Raw genomic sequence first — 23778 nt, forward strand, 5'->3', positions numbered from 1 at the left:
TTTCTTCGAATCGCGGAACCGCTCCATCCTTTTGTTTCCTGACGCATTCCGGGCCCGCCGCCGCTTTTCCTGGGAATGCTCTTAGCGCTTGTCGAGACGCTGATAGAATTCGAGAACCGCCGCCTTGAAGACCTTGTCTCCAACGGCAAGCATATGATCGCGGTTCGGTATGTCGATAGCCTCGGCGTTCGGCATCAGCGCCGCCAGTTCATGCCCCGAGCCGGCAATATCGTCCTTGGTGCCGACGGCAATCAAAGTCGGCGCTTCGATCCTTGCCACATCTTCCCTCGCCGCCAGATCGCGCGAGCCCTGGATACAGGCGGCCAGCGCCTGCCGGTCGCTTTTCGTCTGCTCCGCAAAGGCCCGGAACATGCGCCCGCGCGCATGCGTGACATCATCGAGCGACGGCGCAACCAACGCGTCCGCGATCGGATCCCAATCGCCGACCCCCTCGACCATGCCGATACCAAGACCGCCCAGCACCAGCGAGCGGACGCGATCCGGATGGGCGATCGCCATGAAGGTGGCAACGCGCGCGCCCATGGAATAGCCCATCACATGCGCCTCCGGTATGCCGAGATGGTCGAGAAGAGCGACGGCATCCTCGGCCATGATCCAGGGGTGGTAGACATCGGCGTCATAAGGCTTGTCGCTCAAGCCGTGGCCGCGATTGTCGATGGCGATCGCGCGGTAACCCGCTTCGCCCAGCGTCTTCAGCCAGCCCGGATTGACCCAGTTCGCAATCGCCGTCGAGGCAAAGCCATGAATCAGCAGCACCGGCGGGCCGCTCGGCTCGCCTTCATCGAAAAAGGCGAGCTTCAGTCCGTCTCGGACAAAATTGGACATCGCAGGAGCATTCAAATTCATGGCTTCGTCTTCGCAAGCTGGGTTCCGTTGGCGCCGGACCATATTTTATCGGCAGTATCAAATGAACCCTGCGCGTGCGAAAATCTCTGCATCAAGCCGGACTTTCACACTACACAATCAGGAAGAAGGATTATAAAGAGGGGCTACCAAGTCTGGCGCAACATTCATGCCGCTCACGGCAGGACGCATTCGGAGATCATCATGGCCGGCCACAATATTCCCCATTTCCAGAACGACGGCGGACATCGCGTCATCGAAATCGGCGTGAAGGAATTCATGTGCACCGGCGCCTCGATTCCCTACGATCATCCGCATATCTTCATCGATATCGGTGACGAGAGCGAGAAGGTCTGCTCCTACTGCTCGACGCTGTACCGCTACAATCCGTCGCTGAAGGCGGATCAGACCAATCCTGCGGGCTGCGTCTTCCACTTCAAGGCGGCGTAATACCGTCGATTCCGATCGGACATAATCGATGCCGATCAAAAGAGCCGCCATCATCGGTGCCGGAATAGCCGGATTGACTGCAGCGCTGGCGCTGGCGAGACACGGCATAGAATCGGACATTTTCGAACAGGCCGAAGCGCTGACCGAAGTCGGCGCCGGCTTGCAGATATCCCCGAATGCTTCCCGCATCCTCGATACGCTTGGCGTGCTCGATGCGCTTCGGCCCCTCTGGCTGGAGCCTGAAGAGGTTCAGCTGGTATCCGGCTCCTCGCTGCGGCAAATCGCGTCCGTTCCATGCGGGAATTTTGCGAGGCAACGGTGGGGAGCGCCCTACGGGACGGCACATCGCGCCACGCTGCAAAAGGCGCTTCTCGATGCCGTTGCCGCCAATGCGCTGTGCACGCTGCATCTTGGCCGGCGCATCGATATTGAAGACCGAACGATGCCGGATGGAATCGCTGGCCGCGACTTTGATCTCATCATCGGCGCCGATGGCGTCTGGTCGAAGACACGCTCCCTTGTGCCTGGCGCCCCCTTGCCGCTCTTTTCCGGAAATATCGCATGGCGTTTCACGATTCCGGAAGCATCCGCGCCGGCGATCCTGAACCGCACCAGCGTCACGGCCTTTCTAGGCCGCTCCAGCCATCTCGTTTGCTATCCGATCCGGGAAAATGCGGCATTCAACATCGTCGCGATCGTTTCCGGCAGCAGCGCCAGCCATGACTGGAACGCCACCGGCAGCAAGGCTCAACGGGAGGGTATGCTGCGCGGCTTCTCCGGCTGGAACGACACGATCCTGCACATGCTGGAAAGACAGGAACAGGCGAGCTTCTGGCCACTTTACGAGATGGGTGCGGGCCGCTGGCACAACGGCAACGACACGATCCTGATCGGCGACGCCGCGCATGCGATGATGCCGTTTGCGGCTCAGGGCGCGGCCATGGCGATCGAGGACGCCTTCGAGCTGGCGGGCATGCTGGCGACACGTCCGCCGTCGGAAGCGTTCGATCTCTACGAGAAACATCGAGCGCCGCGCATCGCCCGCCTGCGCCAGCGCGCCGCCTTCAATCAATTTGCCTATCACGCCCGCGGGCCGATCCGGATGGCGCGCGACCTCGTTCTCTCGCTTCGTCCGCCGCAAAGCCTTGCGGCGGACATGGACTGGATCTACGGCTATCGCGCCATCGGCTGATCAAGCCTCCTTGGCTGCGGCGAAGCCCTTCTCAATGTCCGCCTTGATATCGGCGACGTCTTCCAGGCCGATCTGCAGGCGGATGACCGGACCCTCCGTCGGAGCCTTGGTGACGCGACGGTCGTTGAGATTGACCCGCAGGGCGAGGCTTTCGAAACCGCCCCAGGAGTAGCCGAGACCAAAAATGCGCAAGGCATCGAGGAAGGCATGCGCCTTCGCCTTGAATTTCCGCGCATCGTCGACCGCGAGAACGAAAGAGAAGATCCCGCTTGCACCCTTGAAGTCGCGCTTCCATAATTCGTGGCCGGGAAAGCTCGGCAGTGCCGGATGCAGCACGCGCGCGACCTCTTCCCTGCCCTCGAGCCACTGGGCAATCGCAAGCGCGCTCTCCTGATGCCGCTCCAGGCGCACGCCCATGGTGCGCAAGCCGCGCAGCACCTGATACGCGTCGTCAGGCGCGCCGCAGATGCCGAGCTGTCCGTGCGCGTCCAGCAACTGCTTCCAGTGCGCCGCATTGGCGGAAACGGTTCCCATCAGAATATCGGAATGGCCGGCCGGATATTTCGTGACGGCATGAATGGAAACGTCGACGCCGTGATCGAGCGGCTTGAAATAGAGCGGCGTCGCCCAGGTATTGTCCATTGTCACCACGCAGCCATGCCGGTGAGCCGCCGCCGAGATCACGGGAATATCCTGCATCTCGAAAGTATTGGAACCCGGCGCCTCGGTGTGAACCAGCTTGGTGTTCGGTCTGATCAATTGTTCGATGCCGGCTCCGATCATGGGATCGTAGTATTCGATCTCGATGCCGAGGCGCTTCAGCATGGTGTCGCAGAAGAAGCGTGTTGGACCGTAGACCGAATCAACGATCAGGGCGTGATCGCCGGCAGACAAATAAGCGAGAAACGGCACGGTGACGGCCGCAAGCCCGGACGGCACGAGGATTGTTCCAGCCGACCCTTCCAGCGCATCGATCGCCTCGCACAGCGCATCCGTCGTCGGCGTGCCGCGCGTTCCATAGGTGTATTTCTGGTCGTGTGTCTCCATGACGTGCGCATTGGGGAACAGCACCGTGGAGGCATGCACGACGGGCGGATTGACGAATCCGTGGAAATCGAAGGGCGAATTGCCGATGTGGGATAAACGCGTATTGATGCCGGCGTTCTGCAGGAATGTGTCTTTGTCTTTCATGTCCGGATATGCCTTTGGCGCTGTAGGAAACCGGATTTGTGGCGGGCAAGTCCGGTGGGGTCAACCCCGATCCTTTCCGCAGTGCTTTTTATTCGAAGGCTAAAATAACGAAACTATTGAAAAAACTCCAATTTCGCGCAGTTTTTCGGCAAAATGCCGCCTATTTTGGCGTCAAACGCCATTTTTTCAGCCTCGAAGGGCAAAAATGCCGAATAAATCCGCAATTATTGAGGCGATCTCTTGACCGTTACACCATTTGCGACTGTGATAGGACCACTCGCACCGGGAAGGGAAGGAACGTGGTTCTCCAAGAACCTGCTTCGGAAGCGATTACATTTTAACTATAAGACAAATAGACAAAGGTAGGGAAAATGAAAAAGTTTGCTCTCTCCGCATTCTTCGGAGTCGCAGCATTGGCCTACACCGCATCGGGCGCTTCGGCCTCGACGCTGAGCGACGTGAAGGCCAAGGGCTTTGTTCAATGCGGCGTGAATACCGGCCTTCTCGGCTTTGCACAGCCTGACGCATCCGGTAACTGGGCCGGTTTCGACGTCGACTTCTGCAAGGCCGTCGCTTCGGCCGTCTTCGGAGATGCGACGAAGGTTAAATACACCCCTCTCAGCGCCAAGGACCGCTTCACGGCTCTGCAGTCCGGCGAAATCGACGTGCTGTCGCGCAACACCACCTGGACCATCAACCGCGACACCGCGCTTGGTCTCAAGTTCCGCCCCGTCACCTATTATGACGGCCAGGGCTTCATGGTTCGCAAGGAACTGAACGTGAAGTCGGCTCTCGAACTCTCCGGCGCCGCCGTATGCGTCCAGTCCGGCACGACGACGGAACTCAATCTTGCCGACTACTTCAAGACCAACAACCTGCAGTACAATCCGGTGGTCTTCGACAAGCTCGAGGAAGTCAACACCGCCTACGATTCCGGCCGTTGCGACGTCTACACCACCGACCAGTCCGGCCTCTATTCGCTGCGTCTGACGCTGAAGAACCCGGACGACAACGTCGTTCTGCCTGAAATCATCTCCAAGGAGCCGCTTGGCCCGGCGGTTCGCCAGGGTGACGATCAGTGGTTCAACATCGTCAGCTGGACCGCCTATGCGCTTGTCAATGCCGAAGAATTCGGCATCACGCAGAAGAATGTCGACGAGATGAAGGGTTCGGCAAATCCTGATATCAAGCGCTTCCTCGGCGTCGAACAGGGCTCCACGATCGGCACCGACCTGGGCCTCACCAACGAATGGGCCTACAATGTCATCAAGGGCGTCGGCAATTACGGCGAAGTCTTCGACCGCAACATCGGCGCAGGCAGCCCGCTGAAGATCGCTCGCGGTCTCAACGCTCTGTGGAACAAGGGCGGCATCCAGTACGCACCGCCGGTTCGCTAAGTCACGCGAACGGCCCAACTCTCGGAGAAAGGCGGCAAGCCGCCTTTCTCACCTCAAGAAAACAAGCCTGAAACAGGCACATTGGGGAAAATTCTGTATGGCAATTACTACCAATTCGCCTGAAGGCGAGCGCTCATCCCTATCGGCAGCGCTATACGACCCCAAAGTCAGGGGGGCGTTTTATCAGGCCATCACGATCATCATTCTGGCGGGTATCTGCTGGTTCATCGTTGAGAATACGATCGACAATCTGCACGCATTGAACCGCTCCTTCGGCTTCGGCTTTCTCGAAGGTCGCGCCGGCTTCAATCTGGGACAGGCGCTGCTTCCCTATTCGAGCGATTCCACCAATACCCAGGCGCTCCTCGTCGGCCTGCTGAATACGCTTCTTATTTCAGCCGTCGGCATCGTCTTCGCAACGATCGTCGGCTTTATCATCGGTATTGGCAGGCTTTCGCACAATTGGCTGATTGCAAAACTTTCACAGGCCTATGTCGAGCTCTTCCGCAACATACCGCCACTGCTCGTCATCTTTTTCTGGTACAGCGGCGTTCTGGTTCTGCTGCCACAGGCTCGAGACGCCGTGCACCTGCCATTCTCCACCTATCTCAGCAATCGCGGTCTCGCCTTCCCCAGCCCGATTTTTGGCACGGGCATGTGGACCGTCGGCGTCGCCTTCCTGGTCGCCATCGCCGTGGTGTTTTTCGTAGCGCGCTGGGCACATAAGCGCCAGGCGACGACGGGCCAGCAATTCCATACGATCTGGGTATCGATCGGCCTATTGATCGGTCTGCCGCTATTGGCCTTCCTCGCGGCCGGCCTGCCGCTCTCATTCGACTATCCCGTGGCTGGCAAGTTCAATCTGACGGGCGGTTTCGTCGTGGGACCGGAGTTCCTCGCGCTTCTTCTGGCGCTGTCTCTTTACACCGCGACCTATATTGCCGAGATCGTGCGCGCAGGCATTCGTGGCGTAGCGAAAGGTCAGTCGGAAGCGGCGGGGGCGCTCGGCCTGCGCGCTTCGGCGATCAACAGGCTTGTGGTCATCCCGCAAGCCATGCGCATCATCATTCCACCGCTGACGAGCCAATATCTCAACCTGATCAAGAACTCGTCACTCGCCATCGCCATCGGCTATGCCGATCTCGTCGCCGTCGGCGGCGTGATCCTCAATCAGTCCGGCCGCGCGGTCGAAGTCGTCATCATATGGATGATCATCTATCTCGCCCTGAGCATCGTAACCTCGCTGTTCATGAACTGGTTCAACGCCAAGATGGCTCTGGTGGAGAGATAAGATGCCGAATCCAAATCAAAGCTTCGTCAGCAAGACCCTTTTGTCGCAGCAACCCGCACCGGCCGGCGAAAAAGGCGCATGGCATTGGATCAAAAAGAACCTCTTTGCCTCACCGAAGGACGTGGTTCTGACTGTTCTTGCCATTGCCCTGCTTGCCTGGGCGATACCGCATCTGGTCAATTGGCTTTTCATAAATGCCGTCTGGAGCGGAACCGACCGCACATTCTGCGCCACGACCGTTCAAGGCGGAACCCAGCCGGATGGGTGGAATGCAGCCTGCTGGGCCTTCATCCGCGCGAAATTCGTCATCTTCATGTTCGGTCTCTATCCGCCGGACGAACGCTGGCGGCCCATACTCGTCATCATCCTGACGATCATTGCCTTCGCGCCGCTCCTGATACCATCGGTTCCCAGGAAAGGATTGAATGCGATCCTGGCTTTCTTCGTGCTGCCGATTATCTCGTTCTTCCTGCTCCATGGCGGCTTCGGCCTCGAGACCGTGGAAACGGAGAGATGGGGCGGCCTGCTGGTGACGCTGGTGATTGCCTTCGTCGCAATCGCGGTCTCCTTTCCGTTCGGCATCCTGCTTGCGCTGGGACGCCGGTCGAAACTGCCCATCCTTCGCATGCTGTGCGTGATGTTCATCGAAATTATCCGCGGCGTGCCGCTGATCACGGTGTTGTTCATGGCGAGCTACATGCTGCCGCTGTTCATGCCGCAGGGCTGGACGGTGGACAAGCTGCTGCGTGCCGTGGTCGGCGTTGCGATCTTCACCTCGGCCTATATGGCGGAAGTCATTCGCGGCGGTCTCCAGGCAATACCGAAGGGCCAGTTCGAAGGGGCCGATTCGCTCGGCCTCGGCTACTGGCAGAAGATGCGGCTGATCGTACTGCCGCAGGCGATCAAGCTGGTCATCCCGGGCATCGTCAACACTTATATCGGCATGTTCAAGGACACGTCGCTTGTGGCGATCATCGGCATGTTCGATCTGCTCGGCATCGTCCGTCAGAATTTCTCGGATGCCACATGGGCAAGCGCAGTGACCCCAATCACGGGTTTGGTATTTGCCGGATTCGTATTTTGGCTGTTCTGCTTCGGCATGTCGCGCTATTCAGGTTTCATGGAACGCCATCTCGACACTGGCCACAAGCGATAAAAATTGAGGGAAATAGAAAATGGCTGACGCCCAACCGAAAAAACTGACCATTTCCGAGACTGAAGTCGCGGTCGACATGATCAACATGAACAAGTGGTATGGCGATTTCCACGTGCTGCGCGATATCAACCTGAAGGTCATGCGCGGCGAGCGCATCGTCATTGCCGGCCCTTCCGGCTCGGGCAAATCGACGATGATCCGCTGCATCAACCGCCTGGAAGAGCATCAGAAAGGCCAGATCATCGTCGACGGCGTGGAGCTGACGAACGATTTGAAGAAGATCGATGAAGTGCGCCGCGAAGTCGGCATGGTGTTCCAGCACTTCAATCTCTTCCCGCACCTGACCATTCTGGAAAATTGCACGCTGGCGCCGATCTGGGTGCGCAAGATGCCGAAGAAGCAGGCGGAAGAAATTGCGATGCACTTCCTCAAGCGCGTCAAGATCCCCGAACAGGCAAAGAAATATCCCGGCCAGCTTTCCGGCGGCCAGCAGCAGCGCGTGGCAATCGCCCGCTCGCTTTGCATGAACCCGAAGATCATGCTGTTCGACGAGCCGACCTCCGCGCTCGACCCGGAAATGATCAAGGAAGTGCTCGACACGATGGTAGGCCTTGCCGAAGAAGGCATGACCATGCTCTGCGTGACCCATGAAATGGGCTTCGCCCGCCAGGTCGCCAACCGCGTCATCTTCATGGACCAGGGCCAGATCGTCGAACAGAATTCGCCGAAGGAATTCTTCGACAATCCGCAGCATGAACGCACCAAACTGTTCCTTAGCCAGATCCTGCACTAGAGCCGGATGCATCACGCTCTAATCTAGCAACAGTTCGACCAGAAAAACCCGCCGCTGCATCGCAGCCGGCGGGTTTTTCATGTCTAGCCCTCGCGACACAGGCTGCGAGGCAAGCCTGTCAGCGCAAGGGCAAAGCATAGGTCTGTTTGACGATCTGGCTCGGCACGTCGGTCTTGACGTTCTGGATGCCGTTGACCTTCGTCAGATGCGTGGACTGGAATTGTCTGTAGTCATCGAGATCGGACACGGCGACGCGCAGCAGCGCATCGCTTTCGCCAAGCATGATGTAGCATTCCATCACTTCGGGCAGTTTCTTCATGGCCGCTATGAAGCGATCGATCGTTTCGGCGTCCTGTGCCGTCAGCCAGACGCGAGCGAACAGTGACAGCGGCAAGCCGGCCTTGACCGAGTTCAGCACCGCCACATAGCGATCGATGATGCCGGCATCCTCCAGGAGCTTCACACGCCGCAGGCAAGGCGATGGCGAAAGCCCGACCTCTTTTGCCAGCTCTACATTTTGCATCCGCCCGTCGCGCTGCAGCGCGCGCAAGATGCGCTTGTCGATCTCGTCCAGCCGCATTGGCATTCTCCACCGATAAAATAGATTTTTTGAATTTCAATGCCAATTATCAGATAGAAACTAGCATTTTTGCAAGCCAATTGCGTCGGAAAGCCTCTAGGCTTCCATCCATGGAAAACGCCAATCTTCTTCTTTTTGCGGCCACCGTCCTGCCTCTTATCTGCACGCCCGGGCCGGATATACTGTTTGTGGCATCGCAGACGATCTCCGGCGGCGCCATCGCCGGACTACGCTCGACGGCCGGTATCTGCATCGGCTACATCGTCCATTCCACGCTGGCTGCCCTCGGCGTGGCAGCCATCATCGCCGCCTTTCCTCTCCTGTTCATGCTGCTGCGCTGGATCGGCATCGCTTATCTCGCCTACCTCGCAGCCCGCCTCATAAGCTCCTCACTGAAGGCTGGCGAGGTCACGGCGGTATCCGGAATTGCGACAGGTGGATTTCGGCGCGGCTTTCTGACCTCTGTCCTCAACCCCAAGGGCATGATGATCTATTTCGCCATCCTGCCGCAGTTCATCAACCACGATGGAAACATAGCGCTGCAGGCATCCTTGCTATCATCCGTATTCATCGGGCTGTGCGCGGCCGTCAATGTCCTCCTCAGCCTCGTCCTTGCAACGATCGGATCGCGCAACGGCTTCAGCGATCGCCACCGGCGTTGGACCGAGGGCATCGCAGGCTGTCTTCTCCTGATTGCGGCCTCGCGATTGGCAGCGTGAGTAAGCCCCGTAGCGCTTCGCATAAAACCCGATATACTCTTTGCCGCCGTGAATAACGCGGCATTCACGAGACGTCAGGGGAAGCGGGCCGTGAAGAAAAGCGATAGAATCATCGGCGGGCTGGCGCTTTTGAGTGCAGCCATCATCGCCATCAAACTGGCCGGATCGATGTTCGGCTACGATCTCATCCAGATGACGGTCGATGCGACAAGACCTTCGGACGCCGCGGGCTGGCCGCGAGCGGCGAACTAGGGATTACTGAAATCAAGGCACACGGGAGCAGACGCACGATACGCTGTTTGTGCTGCATGGCTCCTGGAGCCATTTCCCCAAATTGATGAAGGTCGCTTCGCACGGAATGCGTTTTGCATGATTTTAGCTGTTGCAGCAGGAAGATGAACCGTGTATCTCCCCACTCGTTCCGCAAGGCAGATGTCAGGCGGTACAGGAACTTGAAGCATGATCTTTCGGCATAGGCCGGCATTCTGAAGACCATGCGTGACGGTACGGAGTGTAGCGCAGTCTGGTAGCGCATCTGGTTTGGGACCAGAGGGTCGGGAGTTCGAATCTCTCCACTCCGACCATTTTTAAATCCCCATTCATATCGACGAATCCATGCTCATGCGGATCGCCTTTTCGCTTGAAAACAAAGGGATTCGCGGCTAAGCAAAAGTCGTGTTCGCGCGGCCTGTATGGGTCGCGCAACGGCAAAGGAAGCAAAAGCGGGAGTTCCCGCTTTATTCGGAGGCGCTGCAGCAATGCCTGCCAAGATTTATCGTCCCGCAAAGACCGCCATGCAATCCGGCAAGGCCAAGACCAATATCTGGGTCCTGGAGTTCGATCAGGAGACCCCGCGCAAGATCGATCCGATCATGGGCTATACATCTTCGGCCGATACGCGCCAGCAGCTCAAGCTGACGTTCGATACCCAGGAACAGGCTGAGGCCTATGCCCAGCGTAACGGCATCGACTATCGCGTCATTGCTCCGAAGGATGCGATTCGACAGGTTGTTTCCTATTCCGACAATTTTCGCTTTACACGCATCCAGCCCTGGACTCACTGAGGACGGCGTTTATTGAGGCCGCCGCCCATTGAGTTTGACGGCGGTTTCAGGCATGAGTTGGCGGCCGCAATTGACTTGCGGCTTGGCCCTAGGCCCCTTAGCTCAGCTGGATAGAGCACCTGCCTTCTAAGCAGGTGGTCGCAGGTTCGAATCCTGCAGGGGTCGCCAAAATCTTTCTTGTCCATACCGAAGACATAGGTAACAGTTTGTCCCTAAGACATGGGTGACAACCTCGTGCCGAACGGGTTGTGGATGGTTTGCAAAGTTCTCTGCTCCAGATCGATATATCCCAGATCATAATGCATGAAGCTGACGAGCCAAATACCGTCGTCGACTTCCTTGATTCCGAGCCTCTGGCCGGCCATGACGGTCGAGATGTTGATCTTCTTGCGATGGATGCACAGACGGCCGCAGTTGGTGACGATGGCATCGCGGTCGTGGAAGGGATAGCTGATCTCGGGCAGTCCCTCATAGGGGCGTGGCGAGGCCGCGTAGACTGTCCATACCGAAGACATAGGTAACAGTTTGTCCCTAAGACATGGGTGACAACCTCGTGCCCGGTAGTGAATCGGCATTGCGACGACGATAGCGCTGGCCGACCCTGCCCCTACCGCCGTGGCCTTCAGATCGCCATGTATCGAAGACGCGCTACTTGCCGAGCTTTGCCGAGATCGTGGCGCTCGTCACCTTGTCGCCGACGGCAAGGCCGAGCTTCCTAACGATTCCGCCGTTCAATTCGATCACATAGGCGACCGGTCCGCCGGAATTGATGATCGATTCGGAATAGGGCACGGCGTTTTCCTGGATATGCGTAATGGTGCCGTTCTGGTCCAGAAAGAGCATGTCGAGCGACAGCTCGGTGTTCTTCATCCACATCATGACCGGCCGCGGCGCGCCGAAAGCAAACAGCATTCCGTGGTCGGCCGGCATCTTGTCGCGATACATCAGGCCATATTCAAGCTGCGCCGGCGTCAGCGCCAGCTCCACGGTGAATTTATGTGTCTGGCCCTTGGCCGATGCGATCGTCAGCGGCTCCGAATCGAAGGCCATCAACTGCTGTCCCGCGGTTTGCGCCGCGAAGGAAGACGGGGCCATGGCCCCAACGAGAAAAAGCGCCAAAATGGCGCTTCTCAGAACTCGAACAAACATGTCTCTGTTCATATCAATGCGGCCGCGTAACCGGGCTCGGCGCATCCGGATGGATTTCCGCCGCCATCAGGCCCTTTTCGCCTGGCCCGAAGCGGACGAGCACCACCTGCCCCGGCCGCAGCTCGGCCAGGCCGAAACGACGCAGCGTTTCCATATGCACGAAAATATCCTCGGTGCCCTCACCGCGCGTCAGGAAGCCGAAGCCCTTGGTGCGGTTGAACCACTTGACCAGTGCGCGCTCCAGGCCGCTCGTCGCCGTCACCTGCACATGCGTGCGCACCGGCGGCATCTGCGAGGGATGCACTGCGGTCGACTGATCCATGGAGAGGATCTTGAAGGCCTGATAGCCACGCTCCCTGCGCTGGATCAGCGCGACGATGCGGGTTCCTTCAAGGATCGTCTGATAACCATCACGGCGCAGACACGTTACATGCAGCAAGACATCCTGCATGCCGTTGTCGGGCACGATAAAACCGAATCCCTTGGCGACATCGAACCACTTGACGACGCCTGAGATTTCGATGAGCTCGACGGTATCGCCCGACATCTCCTCGAAGTCGTCAACTCCCTTCGATGAAATTCTGTCACCCATCCTAGCCAGCCCTCGATTACGCGTCACACTGTTACGGTTAACTGATTCCCTGATATCAAGATTAACATCTTGGTAACGGAAAAGCGCAAGTCCTAGTTTTCGTTTATTCCCACCCTAAGATTACCGCTCCAAGACTTGCGCGAAGCTGGTGCCTCGATCGAAGATCCGGCCAGCTCAACATTAAGAGAGGAAATAGAATGCGTTATCTCCATACGATGGTCCGCGTCACCGATCTCGACGCCTCGTTGCATTTTTATAGCACCCTGTTCGGTCTCACTGAAACCCGCCGCTACGAGAACGAGAAAGGCCGTTTCACACTCGTGTTCCTTGCAGCGGGCGAGGATGCCGAATCGTCTCGCAGCAACGGTGCCCCCAGCCTGGAACTGACCTATAACTGGGACCCGGAGGAATATAGCGGCGGGCGCAATTTCGGTCACCTCGCTTATGAAGTCGACGACATCTATGCGACCTGCCAGAAGCTCATGGACAATGGCATCACCATCAACCGCCCGCCGCGCGACGGTCACATGGCCTTCGTGCGCTCTCCGGACGGCATTTCCATCGAAATCCTGCAGAAGGGCGACAATCTTCCGTCCGCCGAGCCCTGGTCCTCGATGCCCAATACCGGCTCCTGGTAGGCGCAAGCTTTCGCGAGGCTTACGGCACGCGCGGAGCCATCCGTTTCGCGCTTGCCGCCTATGCCCATCCTCCGGCATGCTTGGACGACTCGAAGCATCATGCATCGGATATCGCGCGGTTATCGTTCCCAGTCGACCCGTGCGGTATCATCGTCCCTCGCAGGAGGCCGTTCCGATGCAAACCTCTTGCAGGGAACGTCCCATGTGCGATCAGCAGATTTTATACGGCGGGAAGAAGCTAGCAAGCACTATTGCCGTCATCGCGTCATTTGTGATGATCGCGGGCTGCGCGACCACGGCCAAGAAGCCGGTAGAGACATCGGAAGCGGCGCCCGCCGCCCAACCGACGGCGGCCGAACAGCTTGCGGCCGACATGAACAACAGGGCCGACGCCCGGCGACGCAAGGCGGATGGCACCTATCGCGACCCTTTGGTGCATAGCGTCAACGATACGCGCCAGCAGATCGTCGCCCAGCAGAATCAAGCGTTCTATCCCGCCCCGACGGCAGCTCCCGCGGAAGGACAGACTGGCATTGCCGGCCTGGTGACACAGCCGACCGGCGTCAATGCGAACAGAAGCAGCATCTTTTCAGCTCCGCCGCCGATCGCCGTCAACCCGGACGGGACGCTTGCCAAGACGCAGCCCGACGGCACACAAGCCATCACGCCGATGATGCACAGCGTCTACAGCACGCCGCCGACAGCGATGCAGACCACGGAGCCGCAGGCTATGGACGCCACAGGCGTGCCGAACGGCCGCACCTCGGCCGATATGCTGCCGCCGCCCGTCATCCGCAATGCAAGCCCTCCCGCAGCGAATTCGGGGCAGCCGGCTGCGCAGGCGGCACCCTCGGGCGTCGTGGCTACACCGAACCCTAACGTCCGCGTGTTGAACAGCAAACAGGCAGCGATCCTGGCGCAGTTCGTCGCATCGAAGAACCAGCCTCAGAACGGCAAGCTGATGGTACAGCCGGTGCAAGGCGCCAACGGCCAGTAGGAAGCCCCTGTTTCCAGGACGCCTTCGATATCGCCGCAAAGCCCTGTTAAGGCTCGATTATTCGAGAAGACCGGTCGCTTCACCCATCTGTCATTTTTTCCACAAAAAAGCAAAATTGCCGCTTGCAGGAATGAAATCACCCCGCTATAAGCGCGCCACACAACAGCGCACGCGCCCTTCGTCTATCGGTTAGGACGACAGATTTTCATTCTGTAAAGAGGGGTTCGACTCCCCTAGGGCGTGCCACTGTTGTTCTTCTTCCCATTATACATTCATTGAGCTACCGCTTGCGGATGCAATAGGCTATTCCTATTTACAGCATGTCGCGCAAAAGTGTGCTGCATGCGCCCTTCGTCTATCGGTTAGGACGACAGATTCTCATTCTGTAAAGAGGGGTTCGACTCCCCTAGGGCGTACCAGATCGCGATGGCACAACGTTTTCCACAATCACCTCGAAAAATCTTGTCTAGTCATGAATTTTTCTGGGATTTTTCTGGGATTTTTCTCGTTTTTCCGCTTGCGGGAATGAAGGGTGCTGACTATAAGGGCGCCACAGCACGCGCCCTTCGTCTATCGGTTAGGACGACAGATTTTCATTCTGTAAAGAGGGGTTCGACTCCCCTAGGGCGTGCCACTGTCCCTCCCCTCGAAATCGTTGATTTTGCTTCTTTAAGCGACGTTGTGGATGATTTATTTCACAGAGCTTTTGCCGCGTCCGTGACGCGAAGCTGCACGCGTCGGCTTCCCTGCCAGTGATCGGCCCCGAGCGTGCCGGCAACATGGATCTGCACGCCGCGGGAGGACATCAGCAGCTCGCCCAGAGGCGTCTCAGCCGCACGGAAGGCAATACCGTCCACCCGGGCGCCATCCTGCGCCTCGAGCGTAATCTTGATATGCGACTGGCCGACAAGACGGGAATCGCGCAGCCTGTGGCTCGGCAGGGCGAAGACAGGCTGCGGATGGCCCGAGCCATAGGGACCAGCCGTCTCGAGCCTGTCGATGAGCTCCACGGTCGCGCCGCTTGCGCCGAGCGCGCCGTCGATCTTCAATGTCTCGTTGGCAACGAGCCCGGCTACCTGCTTCTCCGCCTTTTCGGTAAAGAAAGCCCGCAGCTTTCCGAGATTGCTTCGTTCCACCGTCAGGCCGGCGGCCATGGCGTGGCCACCCCCCTTGACCAGCAGGCCGGCATCGACGGCCGCGCGAACCATGCGCCCCATGTCGAAACCATTGATGGAGCGGCCGGAGCCCGTGCCCTTGCCGGTCGGATCAAAGGCGATGGCAAAGGCCGGGCGGCGGAACTTGTCCTTGAGGCGCGAGGCGATGAGGCCGACGATCCCCGGATGCCAGTTCTCGCGCGCCGTAACGACGACGGAGGCGCCGTCGCCATTGCCATATTCCGCCAGCGCCTCGGCCTCGGCTTCCTGCAGCATGGCGGCCTCCATGGCCTGCCTTTCGCGATTGAGCTCGTCGAGCTTCGCGGCGATCGTTTCCGCCTCGCTGGTATCGTCCAGCGTCAGCAGCCGAGCGCCGAGCGCGGCATCGCCGATACGGCCGCCGGCATTGATGCGCGGGCCGATCAGAAAGCCGAAATGATAAGGCGAGACGGGACCGTTGAGACCGGCCTTGCGAAACAGAGCGGCTAGCCCGAGATTGCCCTGATGACGGGCGGCGATCAGCCCCTTGACGACATAGGCGCGATTGAGGCCCTTCAGCGGCACCACATCGCAAACGGTCGCCAGCGCGACGATATCGAGCCAGGCAAGCAGGTCGATCGAACGCACGCGGGAATCGCCGGCCTCGCGCAGCAGCCGCAGCGCCGCGACCAGAACCATGAAGACGACGCCGGCGGCGCAGAGATGCCCCTGCCCCGACAGATCATCCTCACGGTTGGGATTGACCAGGGCATGGCAATGCGGCAGCTCGTGCGCCACTTGGTGGTGATCGATCACGACGACGTCGATATTGCGCGCCCTCGCCGCGTCAAGCGATTCGAAGCTGGTGGAGCCGCAATCGACCGTGACGATTAGCGTCGCGCCATTGTCGATGAGCTGATTGATGGCTGTGGGATTGGGGCCGTAGCCTTCGAAGATTCGATCGGGAATATAGATGCTGGCCGGAACGCCGAAATGCGTCAGGAAGCGATAGATGAGCGCCGAGGAGGCCGCGCCATCGACATCGTAGTCGCCGAAGATCGCGACGGTCTCGCCTTTCCTGACCGCATGCAGAAGACGCTGCGCGGCCTTTTCGCAATCGGTCAGCAGATGCGGGTCCGGCATCAAGCCACGGATGGTCGGATCGAGGAAGGCCATGGCTTCGTCTTGCCCGACGCCGCGCCCGGCAAGCACGCGGGCAATCAGCTCGGGCAAGCCATGCGTCTGCGCAATGGCAAGCGCCCTGTTCTGGCCAGCCTGATCGAGCCGGGAAACCCAGCGATTGCCTAACACCGAGCGCTCCACGCCCAGAAATGCCCGCTGAACTGGATCGACCGGTTGCTCCACCATCTCTCCTGGAATTTGAGGGCGGCTTCTTTGCGCGATGCGCCGCCGTTATCAGCCTATTCTTTCGGCCGCTCGATACGAATGACCTGCGGTTCGCCGACGAGATAGCCTTCGTTCTTGATTGCCGCAACCGCCTTGCGCACCGAATCCTCTGTCGTCGCATGGGTGACGAGGATGATCGTCTGGTGATCGGATGGTGCCAGATGCTGCTTCGAGCGCTGCACGATCGATTCAAGCGAAATATGGTTTTCCGCCATGCGGGTCGCGACGCTTGCGAAGACGCCGGTGCGGTCGAGAACGGTCAGGCGGATGAAATAACCGCCTTCGTGACTCTGCATCTGCGCCTTGCGATAGGGTTCGAGCGCCTTGGCGGGATGACCGAGCACCGGCACGCGCTGCTCGCCCGGGCGGCTCTTGGCGATATCGGCGATGTCGCCAAGTACGGACGAGGCCGTCGCATTGCCACCGGCGCCGGGGCCGACCATCAGCAGTTCACCGAGAATATCGGATTCGATCGCCACGGCATTGGTGACGCCATCGACCTGGGCGATGACCGAATCAAGCGGCACCATGGTCGGATGCACGCGCTGCTCGATGCCGCTTTCGGTGCGCTGGGCGACGCCCAGCAGCTTGATGCGGTAGCCGAGATCGGCAGCGGCGCGGATATCCTCGATGGAGACGTTGGTGATCCCCTCAAGATAGATGTCGTCGGCCGCGATGCGATTGCCAAAGGCGAGCGTCGTCAGGATGGCGAGCTTGTGCGCAGTGTCGTTGCCTTCGATATCGAAGGCCGGATCGGCCTCGGCATAGCCGAGACGCTGCGCTTCCTTCAGGCAATCGGCGAAAGACAGGCCTTCCTTCTCCATCCGGGTGAGGATGTAGTTGCAGGTGCCGTTCATGATGCCATAGACGCGGGAAATGGTATTCCCGGTCAGCGATTCACGCAGCGCCTTGATGACCGGAATGCCGCCGGCAACAGCAGCCTCGAAATTGAGAAGGGCGCCCTTCTCTTCCGCAATCTGCGCGAGCTCGACACCGTGATAGGCAAGCAGCGCCTTGTTGGCGGTGACGACATGAAGGCCGCGTGCAAGCGCCGCGCGCACGGCAGCATTGGCAGCGCCCTCGGAGCCGCCGATCAGCTCGACGAAGACGTCTATATCGGCCTTCTGCGCGAGGTCGACAGGACCGCCGAACCATTCGATATCGGTAAGATCGATGCCGCGATCCCGCGTGCGATCGCGCGCGGTGACGGCGACGATCTTGACGGGACGACCGCAGGTAACGGCAAGCTCGTTAGCGCGGCTCTGGATGATGCGGACCAGCGAAGCACCAACGGTGCCCAAGCCCGCAATGCCGATTTTGAGGGCATCTGCCATGGAAAATTCCTGATCAGTATTGGGGACGGCAGCCGCGGGAACGGCTGCCGCTCGATATTATGAACGATGAGCGTTCAGCGAAATAACATTGTGCGTCGTCTCGTCCGCGGAGGAGAGGAAGCGCTTCAGATTACGCGCGGCCTGCCGGATGCGGTGTTCGTTCTCAACGAGCGCGATGCGAACATAATCATCGCCCTGCTCGCCGAAGCCGATACCAGGGGCGACCGCAATGTCGGCCTTCTCGACCAGAAGCTTGGAAAATTCCAGCGAACCGAGATGACGGAACTTTTCCGGAATCTTCGCCCAGGCAAACATCGTTGCCGCCGGCGGCGGTACTTCAAAGCCGGCCTTGCCGAACGTATCGACCAGGACGTCGCGGCGGCGCTTGTAAATGCTGCGCACTTCAGCGATGTCGGAGCCGTCGCCGTTCAGCGCATGGGTCGCCGCCACCTGGATCGGCGTGAAGGCGCCATAATCGAGATAGGATTTTACCCGCGTCAGGGCCGCAATCAGCCGCTCGTTGCCGACGGCAAAGCCCATGCGCCAGCCGGGCATGGAGAAGGTCTTCGACATCGAGGTGAATTCGACCGTCACATCCATCGCACCCGGAACTTCCAGCACCGACGGCGGCGGCACGTCATCGAAATAGATTTCCGAATAGGCTAGATCCGAAAGCACGATGATATCGTGCTTCTTCGCAAAGGCGACGACTTCCTTGTAGAAATCCAGCGTCGCGACATAGGCCGTCGGATTCGACGGATAGTTCAGGATCAGCGCCAGCGGCTTCGGGATCGAGTGGCGCACCGCCCGCTCCAGCGGCGGAAAGAAACTGTCGTCCGGCTCGACCGACATGGAGCGGATCACGCCGCCGGCCATCAGGAAGCCGAAGGCATGGATCGGATAGGTCGGATTCGGGCAAAGGATGACGTCGCCGGGCGCCGTGATCGCCTGCGCCATGTTGGCGAAGCCTTCCTTGGAGCCGAGGGTGGCGACCACCTGCGTATCCGGATTGAGCTTCACGCCGAACCGGCGGGCATAATAGGCGGCCTGGGCACGGCGAAGGCCGGGAATGCCCTTGGAGGAGGAATAGCGATGCGTGCGCGGGTCCTGGACCACTTCGCACAGCTTGTCGACGATCGCCTTGGGGGTCGGAAGATCTGGATTGCCCATGCCGAGGTCGATAATGTCCGCCCCGCCCGCTCGCGCGCTCGCTTTCAAACGATTGACCTGTTCGAAAACGTAGGGCGGCAAACGCCGGACTTTATGAAACTCTTCCATTTCTTTCCCCATGGGACAGCGGCCCTCAAAACCGCACTGAAGTTCGTTGATCTTCCGGCCAGCCGCGATACGAACTTGGGACTCGCGGCGCCGTATTCATGCTATCTCGAAAGATAAGGTGAATCTTGGGCGGCTATGCACGCAAAGTGCAATTCGCCGGTCAGACACATTCAAATTCGGCCGATCCGAACGCTTTGCGTCCAAATTGCCTGGAACGCAAGGCTAATTCTCCGTCGGGGCCGGCTGGGCGCTGCCCTCTTTCTGAATTTCCTGCAGCGTATCCTGGCCATGTTCGGCGGCAAGCTTGCGCATCTCGGCGACGCGCTTCTGGTATTCGGCCTCCGATATGGTGCCGGCCTTGCGCTGCGCGCCGAGCGCCGTCAACTGCTTGGCCATGTCGCCCGCCTGCTGATCGTTGATCTGCACGTTTGCAGCCGTCGGAGGCGCGTTGAAGGAAGGATAGCCGTCCTTGTAATATTGTTGCGTGCTGGTTTCCACGACCGGCGTGCCCTTGGCGGGTTTTACGATCACCGCCTCAGGCGGCTGCTTGCGCTTGGCGTAGGCCGCCTTCTCCTCGGGCGTCGAGCAGCCCGCCAGCGTCAATGCGAGAATCCCGCACATTGCACCGCAGAATACGGAATACCGGTTCAGTCTTGCCACCATGCCGCCGCCCATAATTGTCTTCCTGCGCTATTCCTTGCTGTGGGTTGCGACTGTTAAATTTGTCGCAGCAGCAAAGCAAGAGCAGGGTTGCGTTTCATTCGACTTGTATTCCTTTTCCCGCAAGATGTACAAATGGAAAACAAGACACAAGCTGCCGCCGGGAGGATGATGCGTGACCGACAGCAAGCGGGACAATAATGAAGGTAACGGCGGCTTCCCCGGCTTCGACCCAAAGTCAGTGGAGCCTTACATCGTCAGGGATCCCGAAGCGATGGCCGTCAACTTTGCCCGCGCGCTGGAAAATCTCGGCAAGGCGGCCTCCGCCTGGCTTGCGCCACGCGAGCGCGGCGAGAAGGTCGATACGGTTGCCGATCCTTTTACCGACATGGTCAAGACGCTGTCCAAGGTCGGCGAATACTGGCTATCCGATCCTCGCCGGACGCTGGAGGCGCAGACACATCTCCTGTCCGGCTATTTCGGCCTGTGGACAAAAACCATGCAGCGTCTCAGCGGCGATTCGTCCGCCGAGGCCGAAGCCGAACCGGTCAAAGACAAGCGTTTCGCCGACGAGGACTGGCAGAAGAATCCCTTCTTCGATTTCCTGAAGCAGACCTATCTGCTGACATCGAACTGGGCGGAAAAGTTGGTCGGCGAAGCCGAGGGGCTGGACGAGCATACGCGTCACAAAGCTGCGTTCTACACGAAGCAGATCACCGCCGCCTTTTCGCCGACCAATTTCATCGTGACGAATCCGCAGGTCTACCGCGAAACCATCGCCTCCAATGCCGAGAACCTGGTGCGCGGCATGAAGATGCTCGCGGAAGATATCAGCCTCGGCCACGGCGAACTGCGCCTGCGGCAGACCGACATGACGAAATTCGCCGTTGGCCGCGACATGGCGCTGACCCCCGGCAAGGTCATCGCGCAAAGCGATGTCTGCCAAGTCATCCAATACGAGCCGGCGACGGACAAGGTGCTGAAGCGGCCGCTGCTGATCTGCCCCCCCTGGATCAACAAATTCTACATTCTCGACCTCAACCCGCAGAAATCCTTCATAAAATGGTGCGTGGAGCAGGGTCACACGGTCTTCGTCATCTCCTGGGTGAACCCCGATCAGCGCCATGCCACGAAGGATTGGACCTCCTATGCCCGCGAAGGCATCGATTTCGCGCTCGACACGATCGAAAAGGCGACGGGAGAGCAGGAGGTCAATGCTGTTGGCTATTGCGTCGGCGGCACGCTGCTGGCCGCCACGCTCGCGCTCCACGCCAAGGAAAAGAACAAGCGCATCCGCACGGTGACCTTCCTGACGACCCAAGTCGATTTCACCTTCGCCGGCGACCTGAAGGTTTTCGTCGATGAAGAACAGATTGCGGCACTCGAAGAGCAGATGAATGTGCTCGGCTATCTCGAAGGCTCGAAGATGGCGACGGCCTTCAACATGCTGCGCGCCTCGGAACTGATCTGGCCCTATTTCGTCAACAGCTACCTGAAGGGGCAGGATCCCCTGCCCTTCGACCTCCTGTTCTGGAACGCCGATTCCACGCGCATGGCGGCCGCCAACCATTCCTTCTACCTGCGCAACTGCTATCTCAACAATGCGCTCAGCCAGGGCAGGATGATGCTCGATGGCAAGACGCTGTCGCTGAAGGATGTGCGCATCCCCGTCTATAATCTGGCAACGCGCGAGGATCATATCGCGCCGGCCAAGTCCGTCTTCATCGGCAGTCAATATTTCGGCGGCCCGGTGGAATTCGTCGTGACGGGTTCCGGCCACATCGCCGGCGTCGTCAACCCGCCGGACAAACATAAATACCAGTTCTGGACCGGCGGCCCGACAACCGGCGACTATGAGAACTGGCTGGCCGAGGCAAAGGAGACGCCGGGTTCCTGGTGGCCGCATTGGCACGCCTGGATCCTCTCGCAGGATCATCGCATGACGACAGCCCGCCCGCCGGGCGGCAAGGCGCTCAATGCGCTTGAAGAGGCGCCCGGCAGCTTCGTCATGGAACGGGCGTAGGCGATCGCCAGACCATGCTCTTTCCTTCGCCTCTCGTTCCCGCCCGCCTGATCGCGCGCTACAAGCGCTTCCTCTTCGATGCCGAGCTGGAGGACGGAACCTTCATCACCGGTTCCTGCCCGAATACCGGCTCGATGCTCGGCCTGACGGCGCCGGGCTCGCGCATTTGGCTCTCCGAACACGAAGGAGCGAAGCGAAAATACCGTCACGTCTTCGAACTGATCGAGGCTGATGGCACGACCGTCGGCGTCAACACGGCCATGCCGAACCGGACCGCGGCGGAAGCGATCGCGCTTGGACAGGTTTCCGATCTCGGAGACTATACGACGGTAAAGCGCGAGCAGAATTATGGCCGCAATTCCCGCATCGACCTGCTCTTGACCGACCCTTTGCGGACAACCACCTATGTCGAGGTGAAGAACGTCCATTTCATGCGACGGCCGGGCCTTGCGGAATTTCCCGATACGGCAACGGCCCGCGGCGCCAAGCACCTAGAAGAACTCGGCGATATGGCAGAGGCCGGTTACCGCGCCGTCATGCTGTTCGTGATCCAGCGCCATGATTGCAATCGTTTCCGGATTTGCGGCGATCTCGATCCGGTCTACGCCAAGGCCTACGATCGGGCTTTGGCGCGCGGCGTCGAAGTATATGCGCTGAAATGCAGGGTCTCGCCGACGGAAATAACGCCAGCCGGGTTGATCCCGATAGACGAACCCGGCATAGCTGCATTAGATACGAGTATAAAGATTTCTGCTGAAGGCTAGTCATGGTGAATTACATCGAAGCGGCAACGGCGCCGGCGAAGAATACGGGCGCTATCCGCATCTACGGGCAGGATGCCTTTGCCGGAATGCGCAAGGCATGCCAGCTGACCGCCCGCTGCCTCGATGAACTGGCCGCGATCGTCAAGCCCGGCGTGGCCACCGATGTCATCGACCGCTTCGTTTTCGAATTCGGCATGGATCACGGCGCCTATCCGGCGACGCTGAACTATCGCGGCTACATGAAATCCTCCTGCACCTCGATCAACCACGTCGTCTGCCACGGCATTCCCAACGACAAGCCGCTGCGCGAAGGCGATATCGTCAATATCGACGTGACCTATGTGCTCGACGGCTGGCACGGCGATTCCAGCCGCATGTATCCGGTCGGCGAAATCAAGCGTTCTGCCGAGCGGCTGCTGGAAGTCACTTACGAATCGCTGATGCGCGGCATCGCCGCCGTCCGGCCGGGTGCCCGCACCGGCGCCATCGGCGAAGCGATCCAGACCTATGCCGAGGGCGAGCGCTGCTCGGTCGTGCGCGATTTCTGCGGCCATGGCGTCGGCAGCCTGTTTCATGACTCGCCGAATATCCTGCATTACGGCCGGATCAATGACGGCCCGGAGCTGCGCGAAGGCATGATCTTCACCATCGAGCCGATGATCAATCTCGGCAAGCCGCATGTGAAGGTGCTCGGCGATGGCTGGACGGCGGTCACCCGCGACCGCTCGCTTTCGGCGCAATACGAGCACACGGTCGGCGTCACCGCGACAGGTTGCGAAATCTTCACCCTATCGCCCGGCGGCCTCGACCGCCCCGGCCTGCCGCCGCTGCAGGGGTAAATCATGGCGAAACGTCCCGCTTCTTCCAACGGACATGGCGACATGCCCCTCGATAGAAGCGGGGAGACGGAAGCTTTGGAAGAGGCCCCGCTTCTGGACGAGCGACTATTCTTCGCACCACAAGCCGCCAAATCCGCCACACAAGCCACCAAATCCGCGCCAGCGGCCAAACCCGCCGCCCTAGCTGTGAGGTTTCAGGAGGTTGTCCATTCGGAGCGGATTTGGGAGACTGGAGTTACCACACCTCAGTATGCCAGGATCGCCCCG

Annotated in this window: 23 protein-coding genes, 5 tRNA genes and 1 pseudogene; 19 read left to right on the forward strand and 10 right to left on the reverse strand. The window is 59.4% G+C overall.

Annotated elements, in window-relative coordinates; genetic code table 11:
• Positions 1-81 precede the first annotated feature (81 nt).
• Complete coding sequence (locus HGP16_RS05805; RefSeq protein ID WP_168839049.1) at positions 82-867, reverse strand: alpha/beta fold hydrolase; 786 nt, start codon at positions 865-867, stop codon at positions 82-84.
• A gap of 201 nt (positions 868-1068) precedes the next feature.
• On the opposite strand from HGP16_RS05805, the gene HGP16_RS05810 reads away from it, so the two are divergent.
• Both HGP16_RS05810 and HGP16_RS05815 read left to right on the forward strand, forming a co-directional pair.
• A complete protein-coding gene (locus HGP16_RS05810; RefSeq protein WP_168839050.1) occupies positions 1069-1314 on the forward strand; it encodes a zinc-finger domain-containing protein in 246 nt (81 codons plus the stop codon).
• Positions 1315-1342: 28 nt separating this feature from the next.
• On the forward strand, positions 1343-2506 hold the full coding sequence (locus tag HGP16_RS05815; protein WP_168839051.1) for an FAD-dependent monooxygenase: 1164 nt from the start codon (positions 1343-1345) through the stop codon (positions 2504-2506).
• On the opposite strand, the gene HGP16_RS05820 is transcribed toward HGP16_RS05815, so the two are convergent.
• Complete coding sequence (locus HGP16_RS05820) at positions 2507-3697, reverse strand: cystathionine beta-lyase (protein ID WP_168839052.1); 1191 nt, start codon at positions 3695-3697, stop codon at positions 2507-2509. It lies immediately after the preceding gene.
• Positions 3698-4068: 371 nt separating this feature from the next.
• Between HGP16_RS05820 and HGP16_RS05825 the strand changes: the two genes are divergently transcribed.
• From HGP16_RS05825 to HGP16_RS05840, 4 genes are all read left to right on the forward strand, one after another.
• Entirely contained in the window at positions 4069-5094 is a 1026-nt protein-coding gene (locus HGP16_RS05825) for an amino acid ABC transporter substrate-binding protein (RefSeq protein ID WP_168839053.1), read from the forward strand.
• Positions 5095-5191: 97 nt separating this feature from the next.
• Positions 5192-6385: an amino acid ABC transporter permease gene (locus tag HGP16_RS05830; RefSeq protein WP_168839054.1), complete on the forward strand. Its 1194-nt coding sequence runs from the start codon at positions 5192-5194 to the stop codon at positions 6383-6385.
• 1 nt (position 6386) lies between these two features.
• On the forward strand, positions 6387-7541 hold the full coding sequence (locus HGP16_RS05835) for an amino acid ABC transporter permease (RefSeq protein WP_168839055.1): 1155 nt from the start codon (positions 6387-6389) through the stop codon (positions 7539-7541).
• A gap of 19 nt (positions 7542-7560) precedes the next feature.
• On the forward strand, positions 7561-8334 hold the full coding sequence (locus HGP16_RS05840; RefSeq protein ID WP_168839056.1) for an amino acid ABC transporter ATP-binding protein: 774 nt from the start codon (positions 7561-7563) through the stop codon (positions 8332-8334).
• A 118-nt stretch (positions 8335-8452) separates the two neighbouring features.
• Here HGP16_RS05840 and HGP16_RS05845 read toward each other — a convergent pair whose 3' ends face one another.
• Positions 8453-8920: an Lrp/AsnC family transcriptional regulator gene (locus tag HGP16_RS05845; RefSeq protein WP_409526811.1), complete on the reverse strand. Its 468-nt coding sequence runs from the start codon at positions 8918-8920 to the stop codon at positions 8453-8455.
• Between the two features lie 104 nt (positions 8921-9024).
• Here HGP16_RS05845 and HGP16_RS05850 point away from each other — a divergent pair, with 104 nt between their 5' ends.
• The 5 genes from HGP16_RS05850 to HGP16_RS05870 all read left to right on the forward strand — a co-directional run bounded on the left by HGP16_RS05850 (position 9025) and on the right by HGP16_RS05870 (position 10865).
• The gene (locus HGP16_RS05850; protein ID WP_168839058.1) at positions 9025-9633 is read left to right on the forward strand and encodes a LysE family translocator; all 609 of its coding nucleotides are present in this window, start codon (positions 9025-9027) and stop codon (positions 9631-9633) included.
• A gap of 90 nt (positions 9634-9723) precedes the next feature.
• On the forward strand, positions 9724-9885 hold the full coding sequence (locus HGP16_RS05855; protein WP_168839059.1) for a hypothetical protein: 162 nt from the start codon (positions 9724-9726) through the stop codon (positions 9883-9885).
• Positions 9886-10140: 255 nt separating this feature from the next.
• A tRNA-Pro gene (locus tag HGP16_RS05860) sits at positions 10141-10217 on the forward strand.
• A gap of 174 nt (positions 10218-10391) precedes the next feature.
• Positions 10392-10697 carry an ETC complex I subunit gene (locus HGP16_RS05865; protein ID WP_168839060.1) on the forward strand — a complete coding sequence of 102 codons (306 nt, stop codon included), beginning with the start codon at positions 10392-10394 and terminating at the stop codon, positions 10695-10697.
• 91 nt (positions 10698-10788) lie between these two features.
• Positions 10789-10865 (forward strand) — tRNA-Arg (locus HGP16_RS05870).
• 44 nt (positions 10866-10909) lie between these two features.
• Here the strand turns inward: HGP16_RS05870 and HGP16_RS05875 are convergent.
• The 3 genes and pseudogenes from HGP16_RS05875 to HGP16_RS05885 form a co-directional block, all read right to left on the reverse strand.
• A pseudogene (locus HGP16_RS05875) lies at positions 10910-11194 on the reverse strand (transposase); the annotation flags it as partial.
• 151 nt (positions 11195-11345) lie between these two features.
• Positions 11346-11846 (reverse strand): DUF192 domain-containing protein, encoded by a 501-nt coding sequence (locus HGP16_RS05880; protein ID WP_409526812.1) that lies wholly within the window; start codon positions 11844-11846, stop codon positions 11346-11348.
• Between the two features lie 13 nt (positions 11847-11859).
• A complete protein-coding gene (locus tag HGP16_RS05885; RefSeq protein ID WP_092715668.1) occupies positions 11860-12438 on the reverse strand; it encodes a cold-shock protein in 579 nt (192 codons plus the stop codon).
• Positions 12439-12635: 197 nt separating this feature from the next.
• On the opposite strand from HGP16_RS05885, the gene HGP16_RS05890 reads away from it, so the two are divergent.
• From HGP16_RS05890 to HGP16_RS05910, 5 genes are all read left to right on the forward strand, one after another.
• Positions 12636-13076, forward strand: coding sequence for a VOC family protein (locus HGP16_RS05890; RefSeq protein ID WP_168839063.1), 441 nt, complete (start codon positions 12636-12638; stop codon positions 13074-13076).
• Between the two features lie 202 nt (positions 13077-13278).
• Positions 13279-14073, forward strand: coding sequence for a hypothetical protein (locus HGP16_RS05895; RefSeq protein ID WP_168839064.1), 795 nt, complete (start codon positions 13279-13281; stop codon positions 14071-14073).
• Positions 14074-14244: 171 nt separating this feature from the next.
• Positions 14245-14319: transfer RNA gene (locus HGP16_RS05900), tRNA-Glu, on the forward strand.
• A gap of 98 nt (positions 14320-14417) precedes the next feature.
• Positions 14418-14492: transfer RNA gene (locus HGP16_RS05905), tRNA-Glu, on the forward strand.
• Between the two features lie 140 nt (positions 14493-14632).
• A tRNA-Glu gene (locus HGP16_RS05910) sits at positions 14633-14707 on the forward strand.
• A 61-nt stretch (positions 14708-14768) separates the two neighbouring features.
• Here the strand turns inward: HGP16_RS05910 and recJ are convergent.
• From recJ to HGP16_RS05930, 4 genes are all read right to left on the reverse strand, one after another.
• Positions 14769-16574 (reverse strand): single-stranded-DNA-specific exonuclease RecJ, encoded by a 1806-nt coding sequence (recJ, locus tag HGP16_RS05915; protein ID WP_205926297.1) that lies wholly within the window; start codon positions 16572-16574, stop codon positions 14769-14771.
• A gap of 53 nt (positions 16575-16627) precedes the next feature.
• Entirely contained in the window at positions 16628-17947 is a 1320-nt protein-coding gene (locus tag HGP16_RS05920) for a homoserine dehydrogenase (RefSeq protein WP_168839065.1), read from the reverse strand.
• 57 nt (positions 17948-18004) lie between these two features.
• The gene (locus HGP16_RS05925) at positions 18005-19225 is read right to left on the reverse strand and encodes an LL-diaminopimelate aminotransferase (protein ID WP_168839066.1); all 1221 of its coding nucleotides are present in this window, start codon (positions 19223-19225) and stop codon (positions 18005-18007) included.
• A 222-nt stretch (positions 19226-19447) separates the two neighbouring features.
• Positions 19448-19900 carry a hypothetical protein gene (locus HGP16_RS05930; RefSeq protein ID WP_168839067.1) on the reverse strand — a complete coding sequence of 151 codons (453 nt, stop codon included), beginning with the start codon at positions 19898-19900 and terminating at the stop codon, positions 19448-19450.
• A 160-nt stretch (positions 19901-20060) separates the two neighbouring features.
• On the opposite strand from HGP16_RS05930, the gene HGP16_RS05935 reads away from it, so the two are divergent.
• The 3 genes from HGP16_RS05935 to map are packed head-to-tail and all read left to right on the forward strand — an operon-like array spanning position 20061 to position 23511.
• Positions 20061-21908, forward strand: a complete 1848-nt coding sequence (locus HGP16_RS05935; RefSeq protein ID WP_168839068.1) for an alpha/beta hydrolase — start codon at positions 20061-20063, stop codon at positions 21906-21908.
• Between the two features lie 14 nt (positions 21909-21922).
• Positions 21923-22672, forward strand: coding sequence for a DNA/RNA nuclease SfsA (gene sfsA / locus HGP16_RS05940; protein ID WP_168839069.1), 750 nt, complete (start codon positions 21923-21925; stop codon positions 22670-22672).
• Between the two features lie 2 nt (positions 22673-22674).
• Positions 22675-23511 carry a type I methionyl aminopeptidase gene (gene map, locus HGP16_RS05945; protein ID WP_168839070.1) on the forward strand — a complete coding sequence of 279 codons (837 nt, stop codon included), beginning with the start codon at positions 22675-22677 and terminating at the stop codon, positions 23509-23511.
• The last annotated feature ends 267 nt before the right edge of the window (positions 23512-23778 follow it).

It is taken from the genome of Rhizobium sp. P40RR-XXII (genome assembly GCF_012641405.1).
Taxonomy (GTDB): domain Bacteria; phylum Pseudomonadota; class Alphaproteobacteria; order Rhizobiales; family Rhizobiaceae; genus Rhizobium.

What these genes read in the sequence shown, in the direction of transcription:
- HGP16_RS05820 (WP_168839052.1), bottom strand. Translation starts at nt 3,697, where the DNA reads ATGAAAGACAAAGACACATTCCTGCAGAACGCCGGCATCAATACGCGT.
- HGP16_RS05840 (WP_168839056.1), top strand. Translation starts at nt 7,561, where the DNA reads ATGGCTGACGCCCAACCGAAAAAACTGACCATTTCCGAGACTGAAGTC.
- HGP16_RS05890 (WP_168839063.1), top strand. Translation starts at nt 12,636, where the DNA reads ATGCGTTATCTCCATACGATGGTCCGCGTCACCGATCTCGACGCCTCG.
- HGP16_RS05880 (WP_409526812.1), bottom strand. Translation starts at nt 11,846, where the DNA reads ATGTTTGTTCGAGTTCTGAGAAGCGCCATTTTGGCGCTTTTTCTCGTT.
- HGP16_RS05805 (WP_168839049.1), bottom strand. Translation starts at nt 867, where the DNA reads ATGAATTTGAATGCTCCTGCGATGTCCAATTTTGTCCGAGACGGACTG.
- HGP16_RS05815 (WP_168839051.1), top strand. Translation starts at nt 1,343, where the DNA reads ATGCCGATCAAAAGAGCCGCCATCATCGGTGCCGGAATAGCCGGATTG.
- HGP16_RS05850 (WP_168839058.1), top strand. Translation starts at nt 9,025, where the DNA reads ATGGAAAACGCCAATCTTCTTCTTTTTGCGGCCACCGTCCTGCCTCTT.
- recJ (WP_205926297.1), bottom strand. Translation starts at nt 16,574, where the DNA reads ATGGTGGAGCAACCGGTCGATCCAGTTCAGCGGGCATTTCTGGGCGTG.
- HGP16_RS05835 (WP_168839055.1), top strand. Translation starts at nt 6,387, where the DNA reads ATGCCGAATCCAAATCAAAGCTTCGTCAGCAAGACCCTTTTGTCGCAG.
- HGP16_RS05925 (WP_168839066.1), bottom strand. Translation starts at nt 19,225, where the DNA reads ATGGAAGAGTTTCATAAAGTCCGGCGTTTGCCGCCCTACGTTTTCGAA.
- HGP16_RS05810 (WP_168839050.1), top strand. Translation starts at nt 1,069, where the DNA reads ATGGCCGGCCACAATATTCCCCATTTCCAGAACGACGGCGGACATCGC.
- HGP16_RS05920 (WP_168839065.1), bottom strand. Translation starts at nt 17,947, where the DNA reads ATGGCAGATGCCCTCAAAATCGGCATTGCGGGCTTGGGCACCGTTGGT.
- HGP16_RS05930 (WP_168839067.1), bottom strand. Translation starts at nt 19,900, where the DNA reads ATGGGCGGCGGCATGGTGGCAAGACTGAACCGGTATTCCGTATTCTGC.
- HGP16_RS05895 (WP_168839064.1), top strand. Translation starts at nt 13,279, where the DNA reads ATGTGCGATCAGCAGATTTTATACGGCGGGAAGAAGCTAGCAAGCACT.
- HGP16_RS05885 (WP_092715668.1), bottom strand. Translation starts at nt 12,438, where the DNA reads ATGGGTGACAGAATTTCATCGAAGGGAGTTGACGACTTCGAGGAGATG.
- HGP16_RS05845 (WP_409526811.1), bottom strand. Translation starts at nt 8,920, where the DNA reads ATGCCAATGCGGCTGGACGAGATCGACAAGCGCATCTTGCGCGCGCTG.
- HGP16_RS05865 (WP_168839060.1), top strand. Translation starts at nt 10,392, where the DNA reads ATGCCTGCCAAGATTTATCGTCCCGCAAAGACCGCCATGCAATCCGGC.
- HGP16_RS05825 (WP_168839053.1), top strand. Translation starts at nt 4,069, where the DNA reads ATGAAAAAGTTTGCTCTCTCCGCATTCTTCGGAGTCGCAGCATTGGCC.
- sfsA (WP_168839069.1), top strand. Translation starts at nt 21,923, where the DNA reads ATGCTCTTTCCTTCGCCTCTCGTTCCCGCCCGCCTGATCGCGCGCTAC.
- map (WP_168839070.1), top strand. Translation starts at nt 22,675, where the DNA reads ATGGTGAATTACATCGAAGCGGCAACGGCGCCGGCGAAGAATACGGGC.
- HGP16_RS05830 (WP_168839054.1), top strand. Translation starts at nt 5,192, where the DNA reads ATGGCAATTACTACCAATTCGCCTGAAGGCGAGCGCTCATCCCTATCG.